Origin of the sequence: Microbacterium sp. 1S1 (assembly GCF_008271365.1) — a bacterium.
GTDB lineage: Bacteria > Actinomycetota > Actinomycetes > Actinomycetales > Microbacteriaceae > Microbacterium.
Map to the genome: position 1 here is coordinate 1,812,797 of NZ_CP043430.1, position 16,175 is coordinate 1,828,971.

The following is a 16,175-nucleotide window of genomic DNA, read 5'->3' on the forward strand; positions in this document are numbered from 1 at the left end:
GATCTCCTGACTTCGTCGTCCTGGTGTGGTCCGGGAGCGGCCGGTCGTGAATTACTGACCGATCGTAAGGTAATTATGGCACAGGCACACGGCCGGCCGCGATCCCGGAGACGCCTCAGACGCTGAGATCCACGCCCTTCGTCTCCTTCACCAGCGAGACGCCGATGAGCGAGATGATCGACGCGACCGCGATGTAGACGCCGATCGTCCACGCGGCGTGGAACTGGTTCAGCAGCGCCTCCGCGATCATCGGCGCGAAGGCCCCGCCGAGGATGGCGCCGAGCGCATAGCCGATCGAGACGCCCGAGTAGCGCACGTTCGCGGGGAACATCTCGGCATACAGCGCCGCCTGCGGGCCGTAGGACAGCCCGAGCGCGAAGGTCATGACGAACAGGGCGACGAAGTACCAGACGATGTTCGCGGTGTCGATGAGGAACCACATCGGGATCGCCCAGACCGCCAGGGCGACGTAGCCGATCTGGAACGTGCGGATGCGGCCGAGGCGATCGGACAGTGCTCCGCCCCACAGGGTGAAGATCAGCCAGCCGAACGAGGCGAGCGTGGTCGCGAGCAGCACGGGCGGGCGCTCCATTCCGAGGGCCGTCACCGCGTAGGTCGCGAAGAAGGCGATCAGGAGGTAGCCCGCGGCGTTGTTGGCGATGAAGATCACCGCCGTGAGCACGACCTGCTTGGTGTGGGAGCGGAAGAGCTGTCCGAGCGGGGCCGAGGCCTCCTTGCGGCGGCGACGGAGGTCCTCGAACACGGGGCTCTCGTCGACGGCGCGGCGGATGACGTAACCGACGGCGATCAGCACGATGGAGAGCAGGAAGGGGATGCGCCAGCCCCACTCCAGGAAGGCCTCGGGTGACATCGAGCTGGTGAGGGCCCAGAGCGTGAACGTGGCGAGGATCATGCCGACCGGCACGCCGATCTGCGGGAACGCGCCGAACAGTCCGCGGCGCGCCGACGGGGCGTGCTCGACGGCCATCAGGGCGGCACCGCCCCACTCGCCGCCGGCCGAGAAGCCCTGCAGGATGCGCAGGAGGATGAGCAGGATGGGCGCGGCGACGCCGATGGCGGCGTACGTCGGCAGCACGCCGATGAGGGAGGTGGACAGCCCCATCATCACGAGAGTGAAGACGAGCATCTTCTTCCGGCCGAGCTTGTCACCGAGGTGGCCGGCGATGATCGCCCCGAGCGGGCGGAACAGGAACGAGATGCCGATGGTCGCGAAGGAGAGCACCTGAGCGAGCCCGGGGCTCGACTCCGCGATGGGGGCGAGGAAGAGCGGGGCGAGCACGAGGCCCGCCGCCTGGGCGTAGATGAAGAAGTCGTACCATTCGATCGACGTCCCCACGAGGGTGCCGGCGAGGACGCGCCGCTCCTCGGCGGGCATCCTTCCGGTCGACGATGCGGCTGCGGTGGCTGAGGTCATGCGAACTCCGTTGTTCTGCGAGGGGGCGTCGACGCGGGTACGTCGGCGATGACTTACCGAATGATCGGTCAGTAATCGCCGAGCGTAGCGCATCGACGCCCCGCTCACGAGGGTTCGCCGCGCACGTGGTGCTCAGACCCGCCCGAAGGCGCGCAGTGGGTGCTCGATGAGCTCCACCACGCGGCGCAGGAATCCCGCCGCGTATCCGCCGTCGCAGACACGGTGGTCGAACACGAGCGAGAGCTGGACGATGCGCCGCGGCACGATCGCTCCCTCCACGACCCACGGCCGCTCGATGATCCGGCCGATGCCGAGGATCGCGACATCCGGGTGGTTGATGATCGCCGCAGAGCCGTCGACCCCGAGCCCGCCGTAGTTGTTGAGGGTGAAGGTCGATCCCCGGAGCCGCTCGGGCGGCAGTGTGCCGGCGCGCGCAGTGCCGGCGAGCTCGCGCAGGGTCGCGTCGAGGTCGTTGACCGTGAGTCGGTGCGCGTGCGCGACGACCGGGACGAGGAGGCCGCGTTCGGTGTCGGTCGCGACGCCGAGGTTGACGCCGTCGAACGAGATCAGCTCGGAGCCGTCGTCGCTGAGCCGCGACGCGAGCACGGGGTAGTCCTCGAGCGCGAGGAGAACGAACCGCGCGAGCAGCGCGGTGATCGACGGGGCCGTCCCGCCGTCGGGAGCCATCCGACCGCGGAGGTTCCAGAGGTCGGTGGCGTCGACGTCGACCCACACCGTGGCCTCCGGGATCTCTGATCGGCTGCGGGCGAGACGGGCACTCACCGTGCGGCGCAGGGGGGACAGGCGCTCCCTGCTGCGGACCGGGAGGCCGTCGATGTCGGTGCCTGGGGTCGGGTCCGGCACCGGAGCGGCCGTCGCGGACGGATGCGCGCTGACGCCGTCGACGGCGTGGTCCACGGCGGCGCGGAGCACGTCGGCACGGGTGATCGCGCCGTCCGCGCCGCTCGGGGTGATGGCGTGCACGTCGAGGCCGAGGTCGCGGGCGAGGCGGCGCACGAGCGGGGAGCGGACGGCGACCGGAGCGGGCTTCGCTCCGTCGGCGCGGGGTGTCGAAGGCTGGAGCGCCGGTGCCGGTGCCGGTGGAGTTGCGGGGCCGCGAGACGCGAGCGCGGCCGAAGAAGCGGGCGCCGGGACGGAAGGCGCCGCCGCAGTGGGGGCGCGCCGCCGGACGACGGCGGCGCCCGGTCGAGGCTGATGCGGAGGTGCCGTACCCGATGAGGACGTTGCCCGATCCCGCGCGTTCCTCCTGCCGGTACGCCTCGTGCTCGGCCTGCGCGCCGGGGGTCTGCGGCGCGGACGCGGTCTCCTCGCCGCCCGGGTCGGCGACCTCGAGCACCGGGGCGCCGACGTCGATGGTGTCGCCGGGCGTGCCGTGCAGCGCGGTCACGACCCCCGCGAACGGCGAGGGCAGTTCGACGACGCTCTTCGCGGTCTCGACCTCGGCGATCGCCTGATCGGTCGTGATCGTGTCGCCGACGGCCACCAGCCACTGCACGAGGCCCGCCTCGGTCAGCCCCTCACCGAGATCGGGAAGGTGGAACACGCGGGTCGCGGTCTTCACAGGCGTGCTCATGCGTCGTCCTCCCAGTGCAGCGTGTCGATCGCGTCGAGCACGCGGTCGACGTCGGGCAAGTACCAGTGCTCGAACTTCGGGGGCGCGTAGGGGGTGTCGAATCCGGTCACGCGTCGCACCGGTGCCTCCAGGTACTCGAAGCAGCGCTCGAACACCCGGGCCTGGATCTCGGACGCGACGCTGGCGAAGCCGGGCGCCTCGGCGATCACGACGGCCCGGCCCGTGGAACGCACGGCTGCGGTCACGGTCTCGTCGTCGAAGGGGGACAGGGAGCGCACGTCGACCACCTGCACGCTGCGGCCTTCGCCCGCGGCGACCTCCGCCGCCTCGAGGGCGAGCGGAACGGAGGCGCCGTAGGCGAGGAGGGTCACGTCGGTGCCGTCCCTGGCGATGCGCGCGGAGCCGATCTCCGCCGTCACCGCGGTATCGACCTCGCCCTTCGACCAGTAGAGCTTCTTGGGCTCCAGGAAGACCACCGGATCGGGGGAGTCGATGGCCGCGCGGAGCAGGGAGTATGCGTCCTGGGGCGTGGACGGGCTCACGACCGTGAGTCCGGGGGTGTGCGCGTAGTACGCCTCGGAGGAGTCGCAGTGGTGCTCGACTCCGCCGATGCCGCCGCCGAAGGGAATGCGGATCACGAGCGGCATGCGCATGCCGCCGCGGGTGCGGTTGCCGAGCTTGGCGACGTGGCTGACGATCTGCTCGAACGCGGGGAGGGCGAAGGCGTCGAACTGCATCTCGACCACGGGGCGCATCCCGTTCATCGCCATGCCGACAGCGGTGCCGATGATGCCGGACTCCGCGAGCGGGGTGTCGAAACAGCGGTCCTCGCCGAAGCGGGCGGTGAGCCCGTCGGTGATCCGGAAGACCCCGCCCAGGGCCCCGACATCCTCTCCGAACACGACCACGTCGGCGTCGGCCGCGAGGGCGTCGGCGAGGGCCCGATTGAGGGCCGCGGCCATGGTCATGGTCGTCGCGGTGTCGGCGCCCGTGGCAGCGACGGGGGTCTCGTGCTCGGCGATGGTCATCGGGGGCCTCCGGTCGTCGTCTCCGCGGGGAGAGAGCGGGCGAGCTCGTCGCGGAGGAGATGCCACTGCTGCTCACGCTGCGGTGAGGGGGTCGCTGTCACGAAGCGGAACAGGTCTTCCGGGTCGAGCTGCGCGTCGGTGTTGAGAGCGGTGCGCATGGCGGCGGCGATCTCCTCCGCGCCGGTCGCGAAACGCTTCTCGGCCTCGTCGTCCAGAGCGCCGGTCGCGGTGAGGTGCGCGCGCAGGCGGAGCAGCGGATCGCGGGCGAGCCAGGCCTGCACCTCTTCGCGTTCGCGGTATCTGGTGTCATCGTCGGCGTTGGTGTGCGCCTGCATGCGGTACGTGTGCGCCTCGACGAGGGAGGGGCCGCCCCCGGCGCGGGCCCGGTCGACGGCCTCCGTGAGCACCGCGAGGACCGCGGCGACGTCGTTCCCGTCCACACGCTGGCCCGGCATGCCGTAGCCGATCGCCTTGTGGGCCAGGGAAGGGGCGGCGGTCTGGCGGGAGAGGGGGACGGAGATCGCGAACTCGTTGTTCTGCACGAAGAACACGACGGGGACGTGGAAGACGGCGGCGAAGTTCATCGCCTCGTGGAAGTCGCCCTCGCTCGTCGCGCCGTCGCCGCAGAGCGCGAGCACGACGGTGTCCTCCCCGCGATGTTTAGCCGCCTGCGCGAAGCCGACCGCGTGCAGGAGCTGGGTCGCGAGCGGAGTGGCCTGCGGGGCGACACGGTGCGCGCGGACGTCGTAGCCGGAGTGCCAGTCGCCCTTGAGGAGCACCATCGCCTCCGCGGGCGCGACACCGCGGGCGATCACGGCGACCGAATCGCGGTAGGTGGGGAAGAGCCAGTCGGCGTCGCCGAGCACCATCGCCGCGGCGACCTGACAGGCCTCCTGCCCGTGCGACGACGGGTACACCGCGAGACGGCCCTGGCGCACGAGGGCGCCAGCCTGATCGTTGATGCGGCGGCCTTCGACGAGGCCGCGGTAAGCCGCGAGCAGCACGTCCTCCGCGGGGAGCGAGTAGGTGTCGTCGGGGAGGGTGGTCCCGTCCTCGGCGATCAGTCGTACCGCGGTGTCCCGCGGGAGCATGTCGTGGGGGAGCATCCGTCCGCCTTCCTTGCCGAACTCGATGAGGACAGCATGCCGCTCGTGCGACAGTCATCCAAGATCCCTCATGCAATCGTGGACGATTGCTCTTTGCATGCCACAATTGCCTCCGAAGTGTCAGGATTTCCCGGAAGCGAGAGGGGTGCCATGGCAGCGCTGGACGAAACGGATCGCGCAATACTCACGGAGCTGCGGCGGGATGCGCGCGCGTCCATGACCGCGATCGCCGAGGCGGTGCACATCTCCCGTGCCGGAGCGCACGCGCGCATCAAGCGGCTCACCGATACCGGGGTGATCACGGGGTACACGGTGCGCACCGACCCCGTGCTGCTCGGGCATCACGCGAGTGCCTACGTCACGCTCGCGATCGAGCAGGCCACGTGGCAAGAGGTGAGCGCGAGGCTTCGCGCGATCCCGGAGATCGAGCACATGGCTCTCGTCGGCGGCGACTTCGACGTGCTGCTGCTCGTGCGCGCCAACGACGCCCGCGACCTGCGCCGGATCGTGCTGGAGGACATCCAGGCGATTCCGTCGATCCGCTCGACCCGGACGATTCTGATCTTCGAGGACTACGACCGGGCGTGACGGTGCCGCAGGCCAGTCTGGGCTGGTGGGCGGTGGCCTGTCGGCGAAGGACATCGACGGATATCTGGCCCACAAAGCTCGCCAATATGTTGCACAGCGATCTGACCAATATATTCCGTACGGCCTGTTTGAAGAAGTGCGAGATCCTCGCCTAGCCTGATGCTCGCGGCCTATTCGTAGGCCGCGAGCATCGACAATTGGGGGGAATCGCATGGTTCGGAAAAGCGGCCGAAAGAATTGTCCGTTCAGAAACGCCATTGTCGGCATCGCTGCCGCTCTGCTCGCGGTGACCGGCGCTCTCGCGCCCGCTCCGCCGGCTCGTGCCTCCCTCGGTGAATGCGGCGCCGGGAGCACCTGTGTGTGGTCCGGCGCCAACTACGCGACCGACTGGGGAACGGTCGGTGGTTTCATCAATTTCACGTGGTGTATCGACGACCTCGGGAATTACTTCAATATCAACAACAAGGCGACCTCTGTGTTCAACAGAGGAAACACGGACACCGCTTATCTCTACGACTATCCGAATAAAGCCGGTTCGCGCATTACCATTCTCCGCGGCACCGGAAAGTCGGACCTGAGAGCCGTCGGCTTCAATGATCGTGCGTCCTCGGGATACTTCACTTCCGGCTTGACCAAGGCGGGGACCGCCACGTGCAACTGAGCAGAGGAGAGGGCCGCGGCCGGGCGGTCAGTTCGGTGGCGGCGCTTGCCTGTGTCGTGGTCTTGACGACGGGCTGTCAGGCGCCCGAGCCCGAGCGGAAGGTCGTGCCGAGTCAATCGATGTGGACGATGCCCCTGGACGAATTCAAGGTCTTCAACCCGTCACTGAGCAACTACGCGGAGCAACTGCTGATCTCGAAGTGTCTCGAGGGCCGGGGGTACGACTGGCCGGTTCCCTGGCAAGATGCCGATTTCCCTCAGCCGGAGACTGTCAATAGCGGCGCCGTCAAGATCTTCAACGTCGACGTGGCGCGCCGATACGGTTACCACGATGCCCCCGCGCCGAACCCCGCCGACGCCCTTGCGTGGACCGAGTTCACCGCCTGGACAAATGCGTACGACCCGGACGATGGGTTTCGTTCCCGTTTCGACGCCTGCGGTGAAGATGCACGCAGCGAGAAGACAGAGGCCGGAGCCGAAGGACTGAACTACATCGCGAGCCTCGAGATTCAGGCGCGCGATGAGATCTCGACCGACGATGCCGTCCGCGACGCAGCTCGAGCCTGGCGAACGTGTCTCTCGGACATCGTCACGTTCGAACTGCCGAAAGATCCGTGGAGCGAGATGCCCACCGCGGAGATGGCGCAGGAGTTCGGGGTCTATGGCTCGAATCCGACCGAGGTGGCGTCGTCGGAGGAGATCGCCGTCGCCGAGGCCGACGCTCGATGCCGTGACTCCAGCGGTTACGCGGACGCCCGCTATCGCGCCGAATGGTCGGCTCAGGAAACTCTCGTGGCGAACAATCGCGACAAGCTCGACCGGATTCGAAATGACGCTGTCGCGCATGTCGACGAACTGAAGACGACGATCGCGGAGAACGCGCCATCGAGATGAGATCCGTTCCGAGGGGCGACGGCCTGGACCATCCGGCAGAGAATGACGACGCAGCTGCTTCGCCACCAGATGTCGGCGCTGCCGACGCCGACAGCGGGACAGGGACCGCCCTGCTTCCGCGCAGACCAGGTGGGAGACGGGTCAAGCCGCTCGCCATCCTCCTCCTTTCGGCTGCCGTCGCGCTGGCGGCCGGGTGGACGCTCGCAACCGTCTTCCAATCGTCAGCGCAGCGTGATGCTGCGACCGCCCCGCCTGCGTCGAGGCCGATCCTCGCCACCGTCTCCACGGGAAACCTCGTTCGGGAGAGAACCTTCTCGGGGAGCGTCGTTGCGGAGAACCAGGAATCCCTGAGCTTGGCGGTGCCGGCCGGCGCGCTGCGCTCCGTCGTGACAGGTCGCCCGGTGGCGCAGGGCACCGCCGTGGACGCGGGCGAAGTGCTGACCGAGGTCAACGGACGACCCGTGTTCGTCGTGCGATCGGGATTCGCCTTCTACCGTGATGTCGGAGTCGGCGATCGGGGCCCTGACGTCGTCGCCCTTCAGAAGACGCTCACGCGCCTGGGGCTCTCGGTCGCCGTCGACGGCGAGTTCGGCGCACAGACCGAGAGAGCCGTTCGGGACTGGTACACCAAGAATGGTTACACTCCGGCCACACGGGAGGACGACGACAGCGACAGCCCCGGCGCGTCGGACTCTGAATCCGAACGGGAAGCCACGGCGTTCGTTCCTCACTCGGAGATCCTCGGCGTCAAGACGCTTCCGTCTGCTTCCCTGAGCGCGTTGGCGGTGGGCAGCGCGGTCGGGGCGGAGGGCGAGACGGACATCGTCCTCGGTTCGGCGACGACGACAGTGACCTTCGAAGCTGCACCCGCGGACCTGACAGACATCGCTCAAGGAAGCGAGGTGTCCATCGAAACGGAGGCCGGGGCCTTTCCGGGGAGCGTCTCGAGCATCGCGCCGGTCGAGTCGACCTCCGAACGAGAAGCTGCGCGCGGTCAGCCCCAGGACGAGGAACCGCAGAACATGTCGATCGTCACGGTGGTCCCGGCGAAACCGCTCCGGGCCGCAGACGCGAAGGTGCGCGTCGTCTCTTCGCAGATCATCGTGGACCAGGAGGCGCTCCTCGTCCCCACCATTGCCGTCGTCGAGCGAGGTGATACCAATCACGTCGTCGTCGTCAGGCGGCCGGGAGGAAGATTCGAGGAGGTCGAGGTGACCGTCCTCGGTGCTCTCGATGGCAGAGCGGCGATCGTGCCGTCGTCCCCCTCGGCCATTCGGAACGGCGACCAGGTTCGGGTGGGGTCCTCGTGACGTTGATCCACCTGCGAAACGTCTCACGGATCTACACGCCAGCGCACGGGCCGGAAGTCCACGCGCTCCGCGATGTCTCGTTGGAGATCGACGAGGGCGAGTTCATCGCCATCGTCGGCCCTTCCGGTGGCGGCAAGAGCACACTGCTGAATCTCCTCGGGCTGCTCGACGACCCGTCGTCCGGCGAATACCTCCTCGCCGGACGACGCGCGGGGCGAGTCAACCGCAGCGCGGCGGCGAGGTTGAGGTCCCGGCACATCGCCTTCATCTTCCAGGCTTTTCATCTGCTGGAGCGGCGTCCCGCCATCGACAGCGTCGGACTGAATCTCCTGTACCGCGGAGTCGCCCTCCGTCAGCGACAGGAGGAGTCGGTTCGCGCCCTCGCGGCCGTGGGTTTGAAGGACGCAGCCTGGCAGAATGCGTCCACTCTTTCCGGCGGCCAGCGCCAGAGGATCGCGATCGCGCGCGCGATGGCCGGTGACGCTCGGCTCGTCCTCGCCGACGAACCGACGGGCAACCTCGATTCCGTCAACACGGAGCTGGTTCTCGACGAGCTGGAACGAGTGAACCGAAGGGGTGCCGCGGTCGTGATCGTGACCCATTCTCCCGAGGTCGCGGCTCGCGCGGGCCGGGTCATCAGGATCTCGGATGGCGCCGTGGTCTCGGATACGCGATCCTCGGTTCCGAGAGAGGCCTCCGAGAGCATGCAGCCGCGTCACATCGCCGCGACGCCCGGCGATGCGAGGACCTTCCTTCGCGTCACGGACATGGTGGCCGATGCCTGGGCGTCGATCGCGTCGCGGAAGACCCAGACGCTCGCGCAGTGTGTGGCCGTGGTGATCGCGGTCGCCCTGTCCATCATCACCCTCGGTCTGTCGGCGTCCGCCGATGCCCAGGTGTCGGAGACATTCGATGCTCATCTCAACCGCGAAGTGACCGCCCGGTGGGCCACGGGACTGCCGTCCTCGAACCCGCTCGCCGACGCACCCTCGGCGGCACGAGCGGTCGCGGGGGTCGAAGCCGCCGCGGTCGTCGTGGATCTGGCTGCCACGGCGGTTTCGACGGACTCGGTGACGGCGCAGGTCCAACCCCACATGGTGGTCGGGGACCTGGAGGAGGCAGCGAGGGTCGACATCGACGAGGCGCCGTGGCACCGTGGTGCTCTCCAGCCCGGCGAGGCTTACATCGGAGATCTGCTCGCCAGGGATCTCGAGCTCGGCGACATCGCGTTGGCGCCCACCGTGCAGGTGGCCGGTGAACGATACGTGGTCGCGGGTCTCATCACGGAGTCCGCACGACTCCCGCTCTTACGGGGCGAGCTGCTGCTCGGTGCGGATGCTCCCGGCTTGGACAGTCTCGCGCCGGAGGCGACATTGCTCGTCACGACGTTGGCCGGAGCGGCCCCTCAGGTCGCGTCGCAGCTCGCTCGTGCGATCAACCCCTTCGCTCCGGATGAGATCTCGGTCGTCGCGCCTTCGGATGACAGCCGACTGCGGGTCCAGATCGAGGCCGGCGTGCAAGCGACTCTCATCGCCTTCACCCTTCTCGCGCTCCTCGTCGCCATCGCGGCTCTGGTCAACACGACGCTCATGGCGGTCAACGCACGCCGAGCCGAGATCGGCATGCGGAAAGCGCTCGGCGCGAAGGAGCGCGACATCGGGATTCTGATCGCAGTCGAGTCCGTGTACATCGGTGTCCTCGGTGGAATCGGTGGCCTCTTCGTCGGGATGATGGCGATCATCGCGGTCACGATCAGCCAGCGGTGGGCGCCGGTGTTCGATGTCATGCTGATGCCGCTCGCCGTCCTGCTCGGCGTCGTGGTCTCGAGCGCCGGCGGCGCCCTCGCCTCGGTCCGTGCAGCCAGGCTGCGTCCCGCCGAGAACCTCCGTGCATCGTGACCTCCGCCGTGCCAGGAGCACAAGCGCGGGCGTGGCCGTGAGGTCCGCGTCGACGCTCGCGCACCCCGCGGCTCGGGCCCGGGGGTCTCTCGGGCGCATCCTTCGCGGGGGGACATCTCCGGCGCACTCCTCGACAAGTACGGTGCCGCGGGGCGGCCGAGAATGAGAAGAAGACCGGCGTCCGCGCCGTGACCCGCTCGAAGGAGAGACACCGATGTCCGATTCCGCCGTTCCCGTAGCCGTCGACTCCGGATCCACCGATTCCGCGGCGTCCGCCGCCGCTGCGCTGCTCGCCCGCATCCAGGCCCCGCACGGCGAGGGTCGCGAGATCCCCGACGCCGCGACGCGGGAGATCATCGGACGCGCGCCCGTGGCCACGGTCGAGGACCTCGACGAGGCCATCGCCCGCGCGAAGGCCGCACAGCCCGCGTGGGAGGCGCTCGGACACGAGAAGCGGAGCGATCTCCTCCTGGCCGCGGCCGACGCCATCGACGCGAACGCCGAAGGACTCGCCTACCTCCTCTCGCGTGAGCAGGGGAAGCCGCTCAACGGTCCCAACGCGCGGTTCGAGCTCGGCGCGTGCTCGGCCTGGCTGCGCACCAACGCGACCACCGTCCTGGAGCCGCAGGTGCTCGTCGATGACGAGACGCTGCACGCGGAGCTCGTCTACAAGGCGGCCGGTGTGGTCGGGGCCATCGGGCCCTGGAACTGGCCGCTCATGATCACGATCTGGCAGATCGGGCCGTCGCTGCGCATGGGCAACACGGTCGTCGCGAAGCCCAGCGAGTACACGCCGCTGAGCGTGCTGGCGCTGCTCGCCGTGATGAACGACGTGCTGCCCGCCGATGTCCTCATCGGCGTCTCCGGCGACCGCGAGGTGGGCGCCCGCCTCGCCTCTCACCCTGACATCGCCAAGATCATGTTCACCGGTTCGACGGCCACCGGTCGCCGCATCATCGAGAGCTCCGCGGGCAACCTCGCCCGCCTCACGCTGGAGCTGGGCGGCAACGACGCCGGCATCGTGCTTCCCGGGACGGACCCCGCCGCGATCGCGGAAGACCTCTTCTGGGGCGCGTTCATCAACACCGGTCAGACCTGCGCCGCCATGAAGCGCCTCTACGTGCACGACTCCGTGTACGACGGGGTCGTGGACGCGCTCGCCGCGATCGCCGAGCAGGTGCCGATGGGCAACGGCCTCGACGAAGGCAACGTCCTCGGTCCGCTGCAGAACCGCCCGCAGTTCGACATCGTCAGCCGCCTCGTCGACGACGCGAGGAGCCGCGGCGCCCGGATCGTCACCGGCGGCGAGCCGGCCTCCGACCTGGGCGAACTGTTCTATCGGCCCACCATCGTCGCCGACATCGACAATGACGCCGCGCTCGTCCAGGAGGAGCAGTTCGGTCCCGCGCTCCCGGTCATCCGCTACAGCGACGTCGACGAAGCGTTCGCCCTCGCGAACGCCCTCGACGTCGGCCTCGGAGCCTCGGTCTGGGCGAGCGACCCGGAGGAGGCGCGCGCGGTCGCCGCGCGCATGCAGTCCGGCACCGTGTGGATCAACTCGCACGGCGGTCTGCATCCCATGGTGCCGTTCGGCGGCGTGAAGAGCTCGGGCTACGGGCTGGAGTTCGGCGTCGAGGGGCTCAAGTCCGTCGCCGTCACCCAGGTCGTCTCTGGCCCCGGCCGGAAGGCCTGAGGGTGGCCGGCACGAACAACGGCGCGGTGCGTTCGGCCGTCGTCGTCGGTGCCGGGACGTCCGGGGCAATCGTGGCTCGGCGCCTCGTGGACGCGGGTGTCGCGGTGACGCTCGTCGAGGCGGGCGGCTATGACACGAACCCGGCCATCCACGACCCGTCGCGCGCGGGCGAACTCTGGCACTCGACCGAGGACTGGGACTTCTTCACCGTGCCGCAGCCGCACGCCGGCGATCGCCGACTCCATCTGCCGCGCGGGAAGGTCACGGGTGGATCGCACGCGCTGAACGCCATGATCTGGGTGCGGGGCGCGGCCTCGGACTACGACGCGTGGGAGTCGGCGGGCGCGACCGGCTGGGGCTGGGCCGATGTCGAGCCGGTCTTCGACGCCATCGAGAACGACCTCCTGCCCGTGACGGACGCCTACGCGCTCTCACCCATCCAGGCCTCGATCATCGACGCGGCGGTGGAGGAGGGCCTGCCACGCAACCCGAACTACAACGGGGGCACGCTCGACGGCGTGTCGCAGGAGCAGGTGACGATCAGGGACGGCCGCCGCGTCAACACGTGGACGGCCTACGCGCAGCCCGTGGCCGATCGCATGACGATCCTCACCGGTCGTGCCGTTCACTCCGTCATCGTGCGTGACGGCCGCGCGGTCGGCATCCGGCTGGGGGAGGGGGACGAAACGGAAGAGGTGTTCGCTGACGAGGTCATCCTCTCTGCGGGAGCCCTCGGCACGCCCGTCATCCTGCTCCGTTCGGGGATCGGCCCGGCCGACGAGCTGACGGCGCTGGGCATCGAGGTCGTGCACGACGCCCCCGGCGTCGGCAAGAACCTGCATGACCATCTTCTCTCGCCCGTGATCTTCGCGACCGAGAAGCAGCCCGTCGGCCCGCCGCAGCCGGGAGTCTCCGTCACACAGAGCCACCTGTTCTGGCGCAGCCGCGAGGGGCTCGCCCAACCGGACACGCAGCCCATCCACTTCTCCGTGCCGATGTGGGGGGAGTTGGAGCCCCGCGGCACGGACGGGTTCACTCTCATGGCGGGTCTGGTCACGCCCTACAGCCGCGGGGAGCTGCGTCTCACCGGTCCCGGGCTCGACGACCTGCCGCACATCGACCTGGCGGCGCTGGAGGACCAGCGCGACGCCGACGCCCTCGCCGCCTCCGTGCGCCAGTGCCGTCGCATCGGCAGGCAGCCCGCGCTGGCCGAGGAGTGGGGTGCCGTTGAGGTCTACCCCGGTCTCGAGGTCGCGGACGACGACGTGGAGGAGTGGGTGCGGCGGACCGCCATCACCTACCACCACCAGGTCGGTACCTGCCGCATGGGAGCCGACCCCGGATCCGTGGTGGATCCGCAGCTCCGGGTGCGCGGGATCGCCGGTCTCCGGGTGATCGACGCCTCGGTCATGCCGACCGTGCCCACCGGCAACACCAACGCGCCCGCTGCCATGATCGGCGAACGCGGCGCGCGGTTCCTCCTCGCCGGCTGAGGGGAGGACGGCGAGGGGACGCGGGGCGATCACGGCTGTCGCGATCGCCCCGCGCTCCTGCGTGTCAGCGGGTGAGCAGCGTCACGGCCACGAGCGCGAGGGCGACGAGACCGAAGCCGGTCGCGAACACCGTCAGCGCGAGCGGGAGGCCGCCGCCCGGCAGCGGCCCGCGCGCCCGGGCGGTGAGCACCGCGGTCGCCCGGCGCTGCCGCCGCCGCGCGGCGATCCAGAGCAGCGCCGCCGTGCCGACACCCAGCACGCCAGGCACGAGGCCCCACCCCTCGGCGCCGGTCGGGAGCACGAGGGGGAAGACCCGCAGCGACAGCAGCGAGCCGACCGCGATCGCGAGGGCCGTGCGCCGCCACGCCAGCTCCGTGCGCTCCGGCTGCAGTCCCGGGTCGAACAGATCGGGTGCGGGGGTGCCGGGAGTGGTCATGGTCAGGGCTCCGTCAGCGCCACAGCACGCCGGCGAGGACGAGCAGCCCCGTCGTGACGACGACCACCGCGAGCACCACTGCCGACAGGGCGCCGGGCAGCGGGCGTCCCTGCCGGAGCGCACGCTCCGCCCGCATCCACTCGAACCATGCGATCGGCGCCACCGCCGTGCCGGCGATCATCAGCAGCAGCGAAGCGGCCAGCCGGAACCCCGGGTGCAGGTCGAGGCCGAGGACCTCGAGCGCGACGCCGCCCGCGATCAGCGCCAGGCCGGTCCGGGTCCACGCCAGGAACGTGCGTTCGTTGGCGAGGGAGAAGCGCGGATCGGGCTCGTCCCCGACCCGGTAGACGGAGGCGGGGAAGCGGCGCATGCGCCCATCGTACGGCGCGGCCCGCTCAGCGCTCGTACACCGTGCGCCCGGCGAACCACGTCGAGAGGACCGCGGTGTGCACGATCTCCTCCGCCGGTCCGCCGATCGCGTCCCGTTCCAGGATCACGAAGTCGGCCGACTTCCCGGGGGTCAGCGAACCGGTCTCGGCGCCGAGCCCCATCGCGGTCGCGGCGTTGATCGTGAAGACCTCCAGGGCTTCTTGCGCGGAGATCGCCTGCTCGGGCCACAGCGCGCCCGCGGCCCGGCCGAGGGGATCGGCGCGCGTCACGAGCCCCTGCAGCCCCTCGAGCGTGTTCGGCGACTCGCTCACCGGCCAGTCCGAGCCGCCGGCCACGAGGGCTCCGGCATCGAGGAGGGCACGGTTGGGCTGGGAGTGTTCGGCCCGGTCGCCCAGCACGTCCGCCAGCGCCTGGGGGATCACGCCCGGGTACCAGATGAACGGAGAGATGTCGGCGGAGACGCCCAGCGCCGCGAGGCGGGGGATGTCGCTCTCCGCCAGGAACTGCCCGTGCGCGATCTGCACCGGCGTCGCGACGCCCTCCGCGCGCACGCGCTCGGTGGCGTCGAGCACGAGCCGTGCGGACCCGTCACCGGTGCAGTGGACCTTGGCCCCCAGACCGCGTGCGGCGACAGCCCGGAGCCAGTCGGTGAGCTCGTCGAGGGTCATGGTCGTCTCGCCATGGAAGTGCGCGCCGTGCACCGGGTCGGCCGGATACGGGTCGAGGAACGAGGCCGTCCGGGCGGGCGGCACGCCGTCGAGGAAGATCTTCACGAAGTCCGGGCGATGGTGCGGAGTGCGGAACTCCTCGCCGCGGTCGAGCAGAGGAGCTCCGATCGGGTCGAATCCGAAGATCTCGTCGTTGATGAGGAGCGAGGAGACCACCCAGGCGTGCAGCTCGCCGGCCCGGTCGAGCCCGGCGAGCGCGGCGAGGATGTCGACGGAGACGCCCGCGTCCTGGAACGCCGTGATCCCGAAGGAGTTCAGCAGCTCGATGCCGCGACGGGAGGCCGCGGCGTGCTGCTGCGGGGTGAGTCCGCCGCTGCGGTCGTACGCTTCCTGCACCGGGATGCCGGCGGCCTCCAGGAGCACGCCGGTGGGGGTGCCGTCGTCGGGGTCGAGCAGCGTCACCCCGGAGGTCGGGATGCTGTCCGCCGTGATCCCGGCGAGCTCCAGGGCCCGGGTGCTGGCCCAGCGGTTGTGGCGGGAGTCCTCCATGAGCGCCACGGGTCGTCCGCCCGCCGCCTCGTCCAGCCGCCGCCGCGTGGCGGTGTTCGCCAGCGTCGGGAGCAGGGTCGTGGCCACGGCGCCGCCGACGATCCAGGCGTCCTCCGGCAGGGTCTGCGCCTTCTCGCGCACCCGGTCGAGGATCTCGTCGAGCGTCAGGGACGGGGCGAGCGACAGCTCGAAGAGCTCGGTCCGTCCGGCGAGCGCGTGGTGGTTGTGCACGTCCACGAAGCCCGGGTAGACGGCCGCGTCGCCGACCTCGACGACCTGCGTGCGGCGGCCCCGGAACGCCTCCACGTCGGCGCGGTCGCCGACGGCGAGGATCCGTCCATCGCGCACGGCGAAGGCCTCGGCGCGCGGGCGGGCCCGGTCGGACGTACGGATCACCGAGCCGGTGACGAGGAGGTCGGCGACGTCGGTCATG

The 16,175-nt window shown here is 69.9% G+C and carries 15 protein-coding genes and 1 pseudogene; 8 read left to right on the forward strand and 8 right to left on the reverse strand.

Features of this window, described 5'->3' with window-relative positions; all coding sequences use genetic code 11:
- Positions 1-115: 115 nt before the first annotated feature.
- Together FY549_RS08820 and FY549_RS16855 are read right to left on the reverse strand one after the other, a co-directional pair.
- Positions 116-1,435, reverse strand: coding sequence for an MFS transporter (locus FY549_RS08820; protein ID WP_149084706.1), 1,320 nt, complete (start codon positions 1,433-1,435; stop codon positions 116-118).
- Positions 1,436-1,567: 132 nt separating this feature from the next.
- Positions 1,568-2,452 (reverse strand): dihydrolipoamide acetyltransferase family protein, encoded by an 885-nt coding sequence (locus tag FY549_RS16855; protein ID WP_316247070.1) that lies wholly within the window; start codon positions 2,450-2,452, stop codon positions 1,568-1,570.
- A gap of 50 nt (positions 2,453-2,502) precedes the next feature.
- On the opposite strand from FY549_RS16855, the gene FY549_RS16860 reads away from it, so the two are divergent.
- Positions 2,503-2,910, forward strand: a complete 408-nt coding sequence (locus FY549_RS16860) for a hypothetical protein (RefSeq protein WP_316247071.1) — start codon at positions 2,503-2,505, stop codon at positions 2,908-2,910.
- Here FY549_RS16860 and FY549_RS16865 read toward each other — a convergent pair.
- The 3 genes and pseudogenes from FY549_RS16865 to FY549_RS08835 form a co-directional block, all read right to left on the reverse strand.
- Positions 2,844-3,029: pseudogene (locus FY549_RS16865) on the reverse strand (biotin/lipoyl-containing protein); the annotation flags it as partial. The gene FY549_RS16860 and the pseudogene FY549_RS16865 sit on opposite strands and share 67 nt — an antisense overlap.
- A complete protein-coding gene (locus FY549_RS08830; RefSeq protein WP_149084707.1) occupies positions 3,026-4,057 on the reverse strand; it encodes an alpha-ketoacid dehydrogenase subunit beta in 1,032 nt (343 codons plus the stop codon). The pseudogene FY549_RS16865 and the gene FY549_RS08830, both read right to left, overlap by 4 nt.
- Positions 4,054-5,163 carry a thiamine pyrophosphate-dependent enzyme gene (locus FY549_RS08835; protein WP_149084708.1) on the reverse strand — a complete coding sequence of 370 codons (1,110 nt, stop codon included), beginning with the start codon at positions 5,161-5,163 and terminating at the stop codon, positions 4,054-4,056. The genes FY549_RS08830 and FY549_RS08835 overlap by 4 nt, the downstream gene beginning before the upstream one ends.
- A gap of 150 nt (positions 5,164-5,313) precedes the next feature.
- Here FY549_RS08835 and FY549_RS08840 point away from each other — a divergent pair, with 150 nt between their 5' ends.
- From FY549_RS08840 to FY549_RS08870, 7 genes are all read left to right on the forward strand, one after another.
- Complete coding sequence (locus tag FY549_RS08840; RefSeq protein ID WP_187614837.1) at positions 5,314-5,751, forward strand: Lrp/AsnC family transcriptional regulator; 438 nt, start codon at positions 5,314-5,316, stop codon at positions 5,749-5,751.
- Positions 5,752-5,962: 211 nt separating this feature from the next.
- On the forward strand, positions 5,963-6,412 hold the full coding sequence (locus FY549_RS08845; protein WP_149084709.1) for a peptidase inhibitor family I36 protein: 450 nt from the start codon (positions 5,963-5,965) through the stop codon (positions 6,410-6,412).
- A complete protein-coding gene (locus FY549_RS08850) occupies positions 6,403-7,305 on the forward strand; it encodes a hypothetical protein (RefSeq protein ID WP_149084710.1) in 903 nt (300 codons plus the stop codon). The genes FY549_RS08845 and FY549_RS08850 overlap by 10 nt, the downstream gene beginning before the upstream one ends.
- Before the next feature lie 359 nt (positions 7,306-7,664).
- Complete coding sequence (locus tag FY549_RS08855; protein ID WP_259614213.1) at positions 7,665-8,615, forward strand: peptidoglycan-binding domain-containing protein; 951 nt, start codon at positions 7,665-7,667, stop codon at positions 8,613-8,615.
- Complete coding sequence (locus FY549_RS08860) at positions 8,612-10,513, forward strand: ABC transporter ATP-binding protein/permease (RefSeq protein ID WP_149084712.1); 1,902 nt, start codon at positions 8,612-8,614, stop codon at positions 10,511-10,513. The genes FY549_RS08855 and FY549_RS08860 overlap by 4 nt, the downstream gene beginning before the upstream one ends.
- 214 nt (positions 10,514-10,727) lie before the next feature.
- Positions 10,728-12,206 (forward strand): aldehyde dehydrogenase family protein, encoded by a 1,479-nt coding sequence (locus FY549_RS08865; RefSeq protein ID WP_200838976.1) that lies wholly within the window; start codon positions 10,728-10,730, stop codon positions 12,204-12,206.
- Positions 12,207-12,208: 2 nt separating this feature from the next.
- Positions 12,209-13,699 carry a GMC family oxidoreductase gene (locus FY549_RS08870; protein WP_149084713.1) on the forward strand — a complete coding sequence of 497 codons (1,491 nt, stop codon included), beginning with the start codon at positions 12,209-12,211 and terminating at the stop codon, positions 13,697-13,699.
- Between the two features lie 64 nt (positions 13,700-13,763).
- Here the strand turns inward: FY549_RS08870 and FY549_RS08875 are convergent, their stop codons facing one another.
- From FY549_RS08875 to FY549_RS08885, 3 genes are read right to left on the reverse strand one after another with little or no spacing between them, the layout of a single operon-like run.
- Positions 13,764-14,135 (reverse strand): DUF202 domain-containing protein, encoded by a 372-nt coding sequence (locus FY549_RS08875; protein ID WP_200838975.1) that lies wholly within the window; start codon positions 14,133-14,135, stop codon positions 13,764-13,766.
- A 13-nt stretch (positions 14,136-14,148) separates the two neighbouring features.
- Entirely contained in the window at positions 14,149-14,505 is a 357-nt protein-coding gene (locus tag FY549_RS08880) for a YidH family protein (protein ID WP_149084714.1), read from the reverse strand.
- A 25-nt stretch (positions 14,506-14,530) separates the two neighbouring features.
- On the reverse strand, positions 14,531-16,174 hold the full coding sequence (locus FY549_RS08885; RefSeq protein WP_149084715.1) for an amidohydrolase: 1,644 nt from the start codon (positions 16,172-16,174) through the stop codon (positions 14,531-14,533).
- Position 16,175 lies beyond the last annotated feature (1 nt).

What these genes read in the sequence shown, in the direction of transcription:
- FY549_RS08820 (WP_149084706.1), bottom strand. Translation starts at nt 1,435, where the DNA reads ATGACCTCAGCCACCGCAGCCGCATCGTCGACCGGAAGGATGCCCGCC.
- FY549_RS08830 (WP_149084707.1), bottom strand. Translation starts at nt 4,057, where the DNA reads ATGACCATCGCCGAGCACGAGACCCCCGTCGCTGCCACGGGCGCCGAC.
- FY549_RS08835 (WP_149084708.1), bottom strand. Translation starts at nt 5,163, where the DNA reads ATGCTCCCCCACGACATGCTCCCGCGGGACACCGCGGTACGACTGATC.
- FY549_RS08840 (WP_187614837.1), top strand. Translation starts at nt 5,314, where the DNA reads ATGGCAGCGCTGGACGAAACGGATCGCGCAATACTCACGGAGCTGCGG.
- FY549_RS08845 (WP_149084709.1), top strand. Translation starts at nt 5,963, where the DNA reads ATGGTTCGGAAAAGCGGCCGAAAGAATTGTCCGTTCAGAAACGCCATT.
- FY549_RS08865 (WP_200838976.1), top strand. Translation starts at nt 10,728, where the DNA reads ATGTCCGATTCCGCCGTTCCCGTAGCCGTCGACTCCGGATCCACCGAT.
- FY549_RS08875 (WP_200838975.1), bottom strand. Translation starts at nt 14,135, where the DNA reads ATGACCACTCCCGGCACCCCCGCACCCGATCTGTTCGACCCGGGACTG.
- FY549_RS08880 (WP_149084714.1), bottom strand. Translation starts at nt 14,505, where the DNA reads ATGCGCCGCTTCCCCGCCTCCGTCTACCGGGTCGGGGACGAGCCCGAT.
- FY549_RS08885 (WP_149084715.1), bottom strand. Translation starts at nt 16,174, where the DNA reads ATGACCGACGTCGCCGACCTCCTCGTCACCGGCTCGGTGATCCGTACG.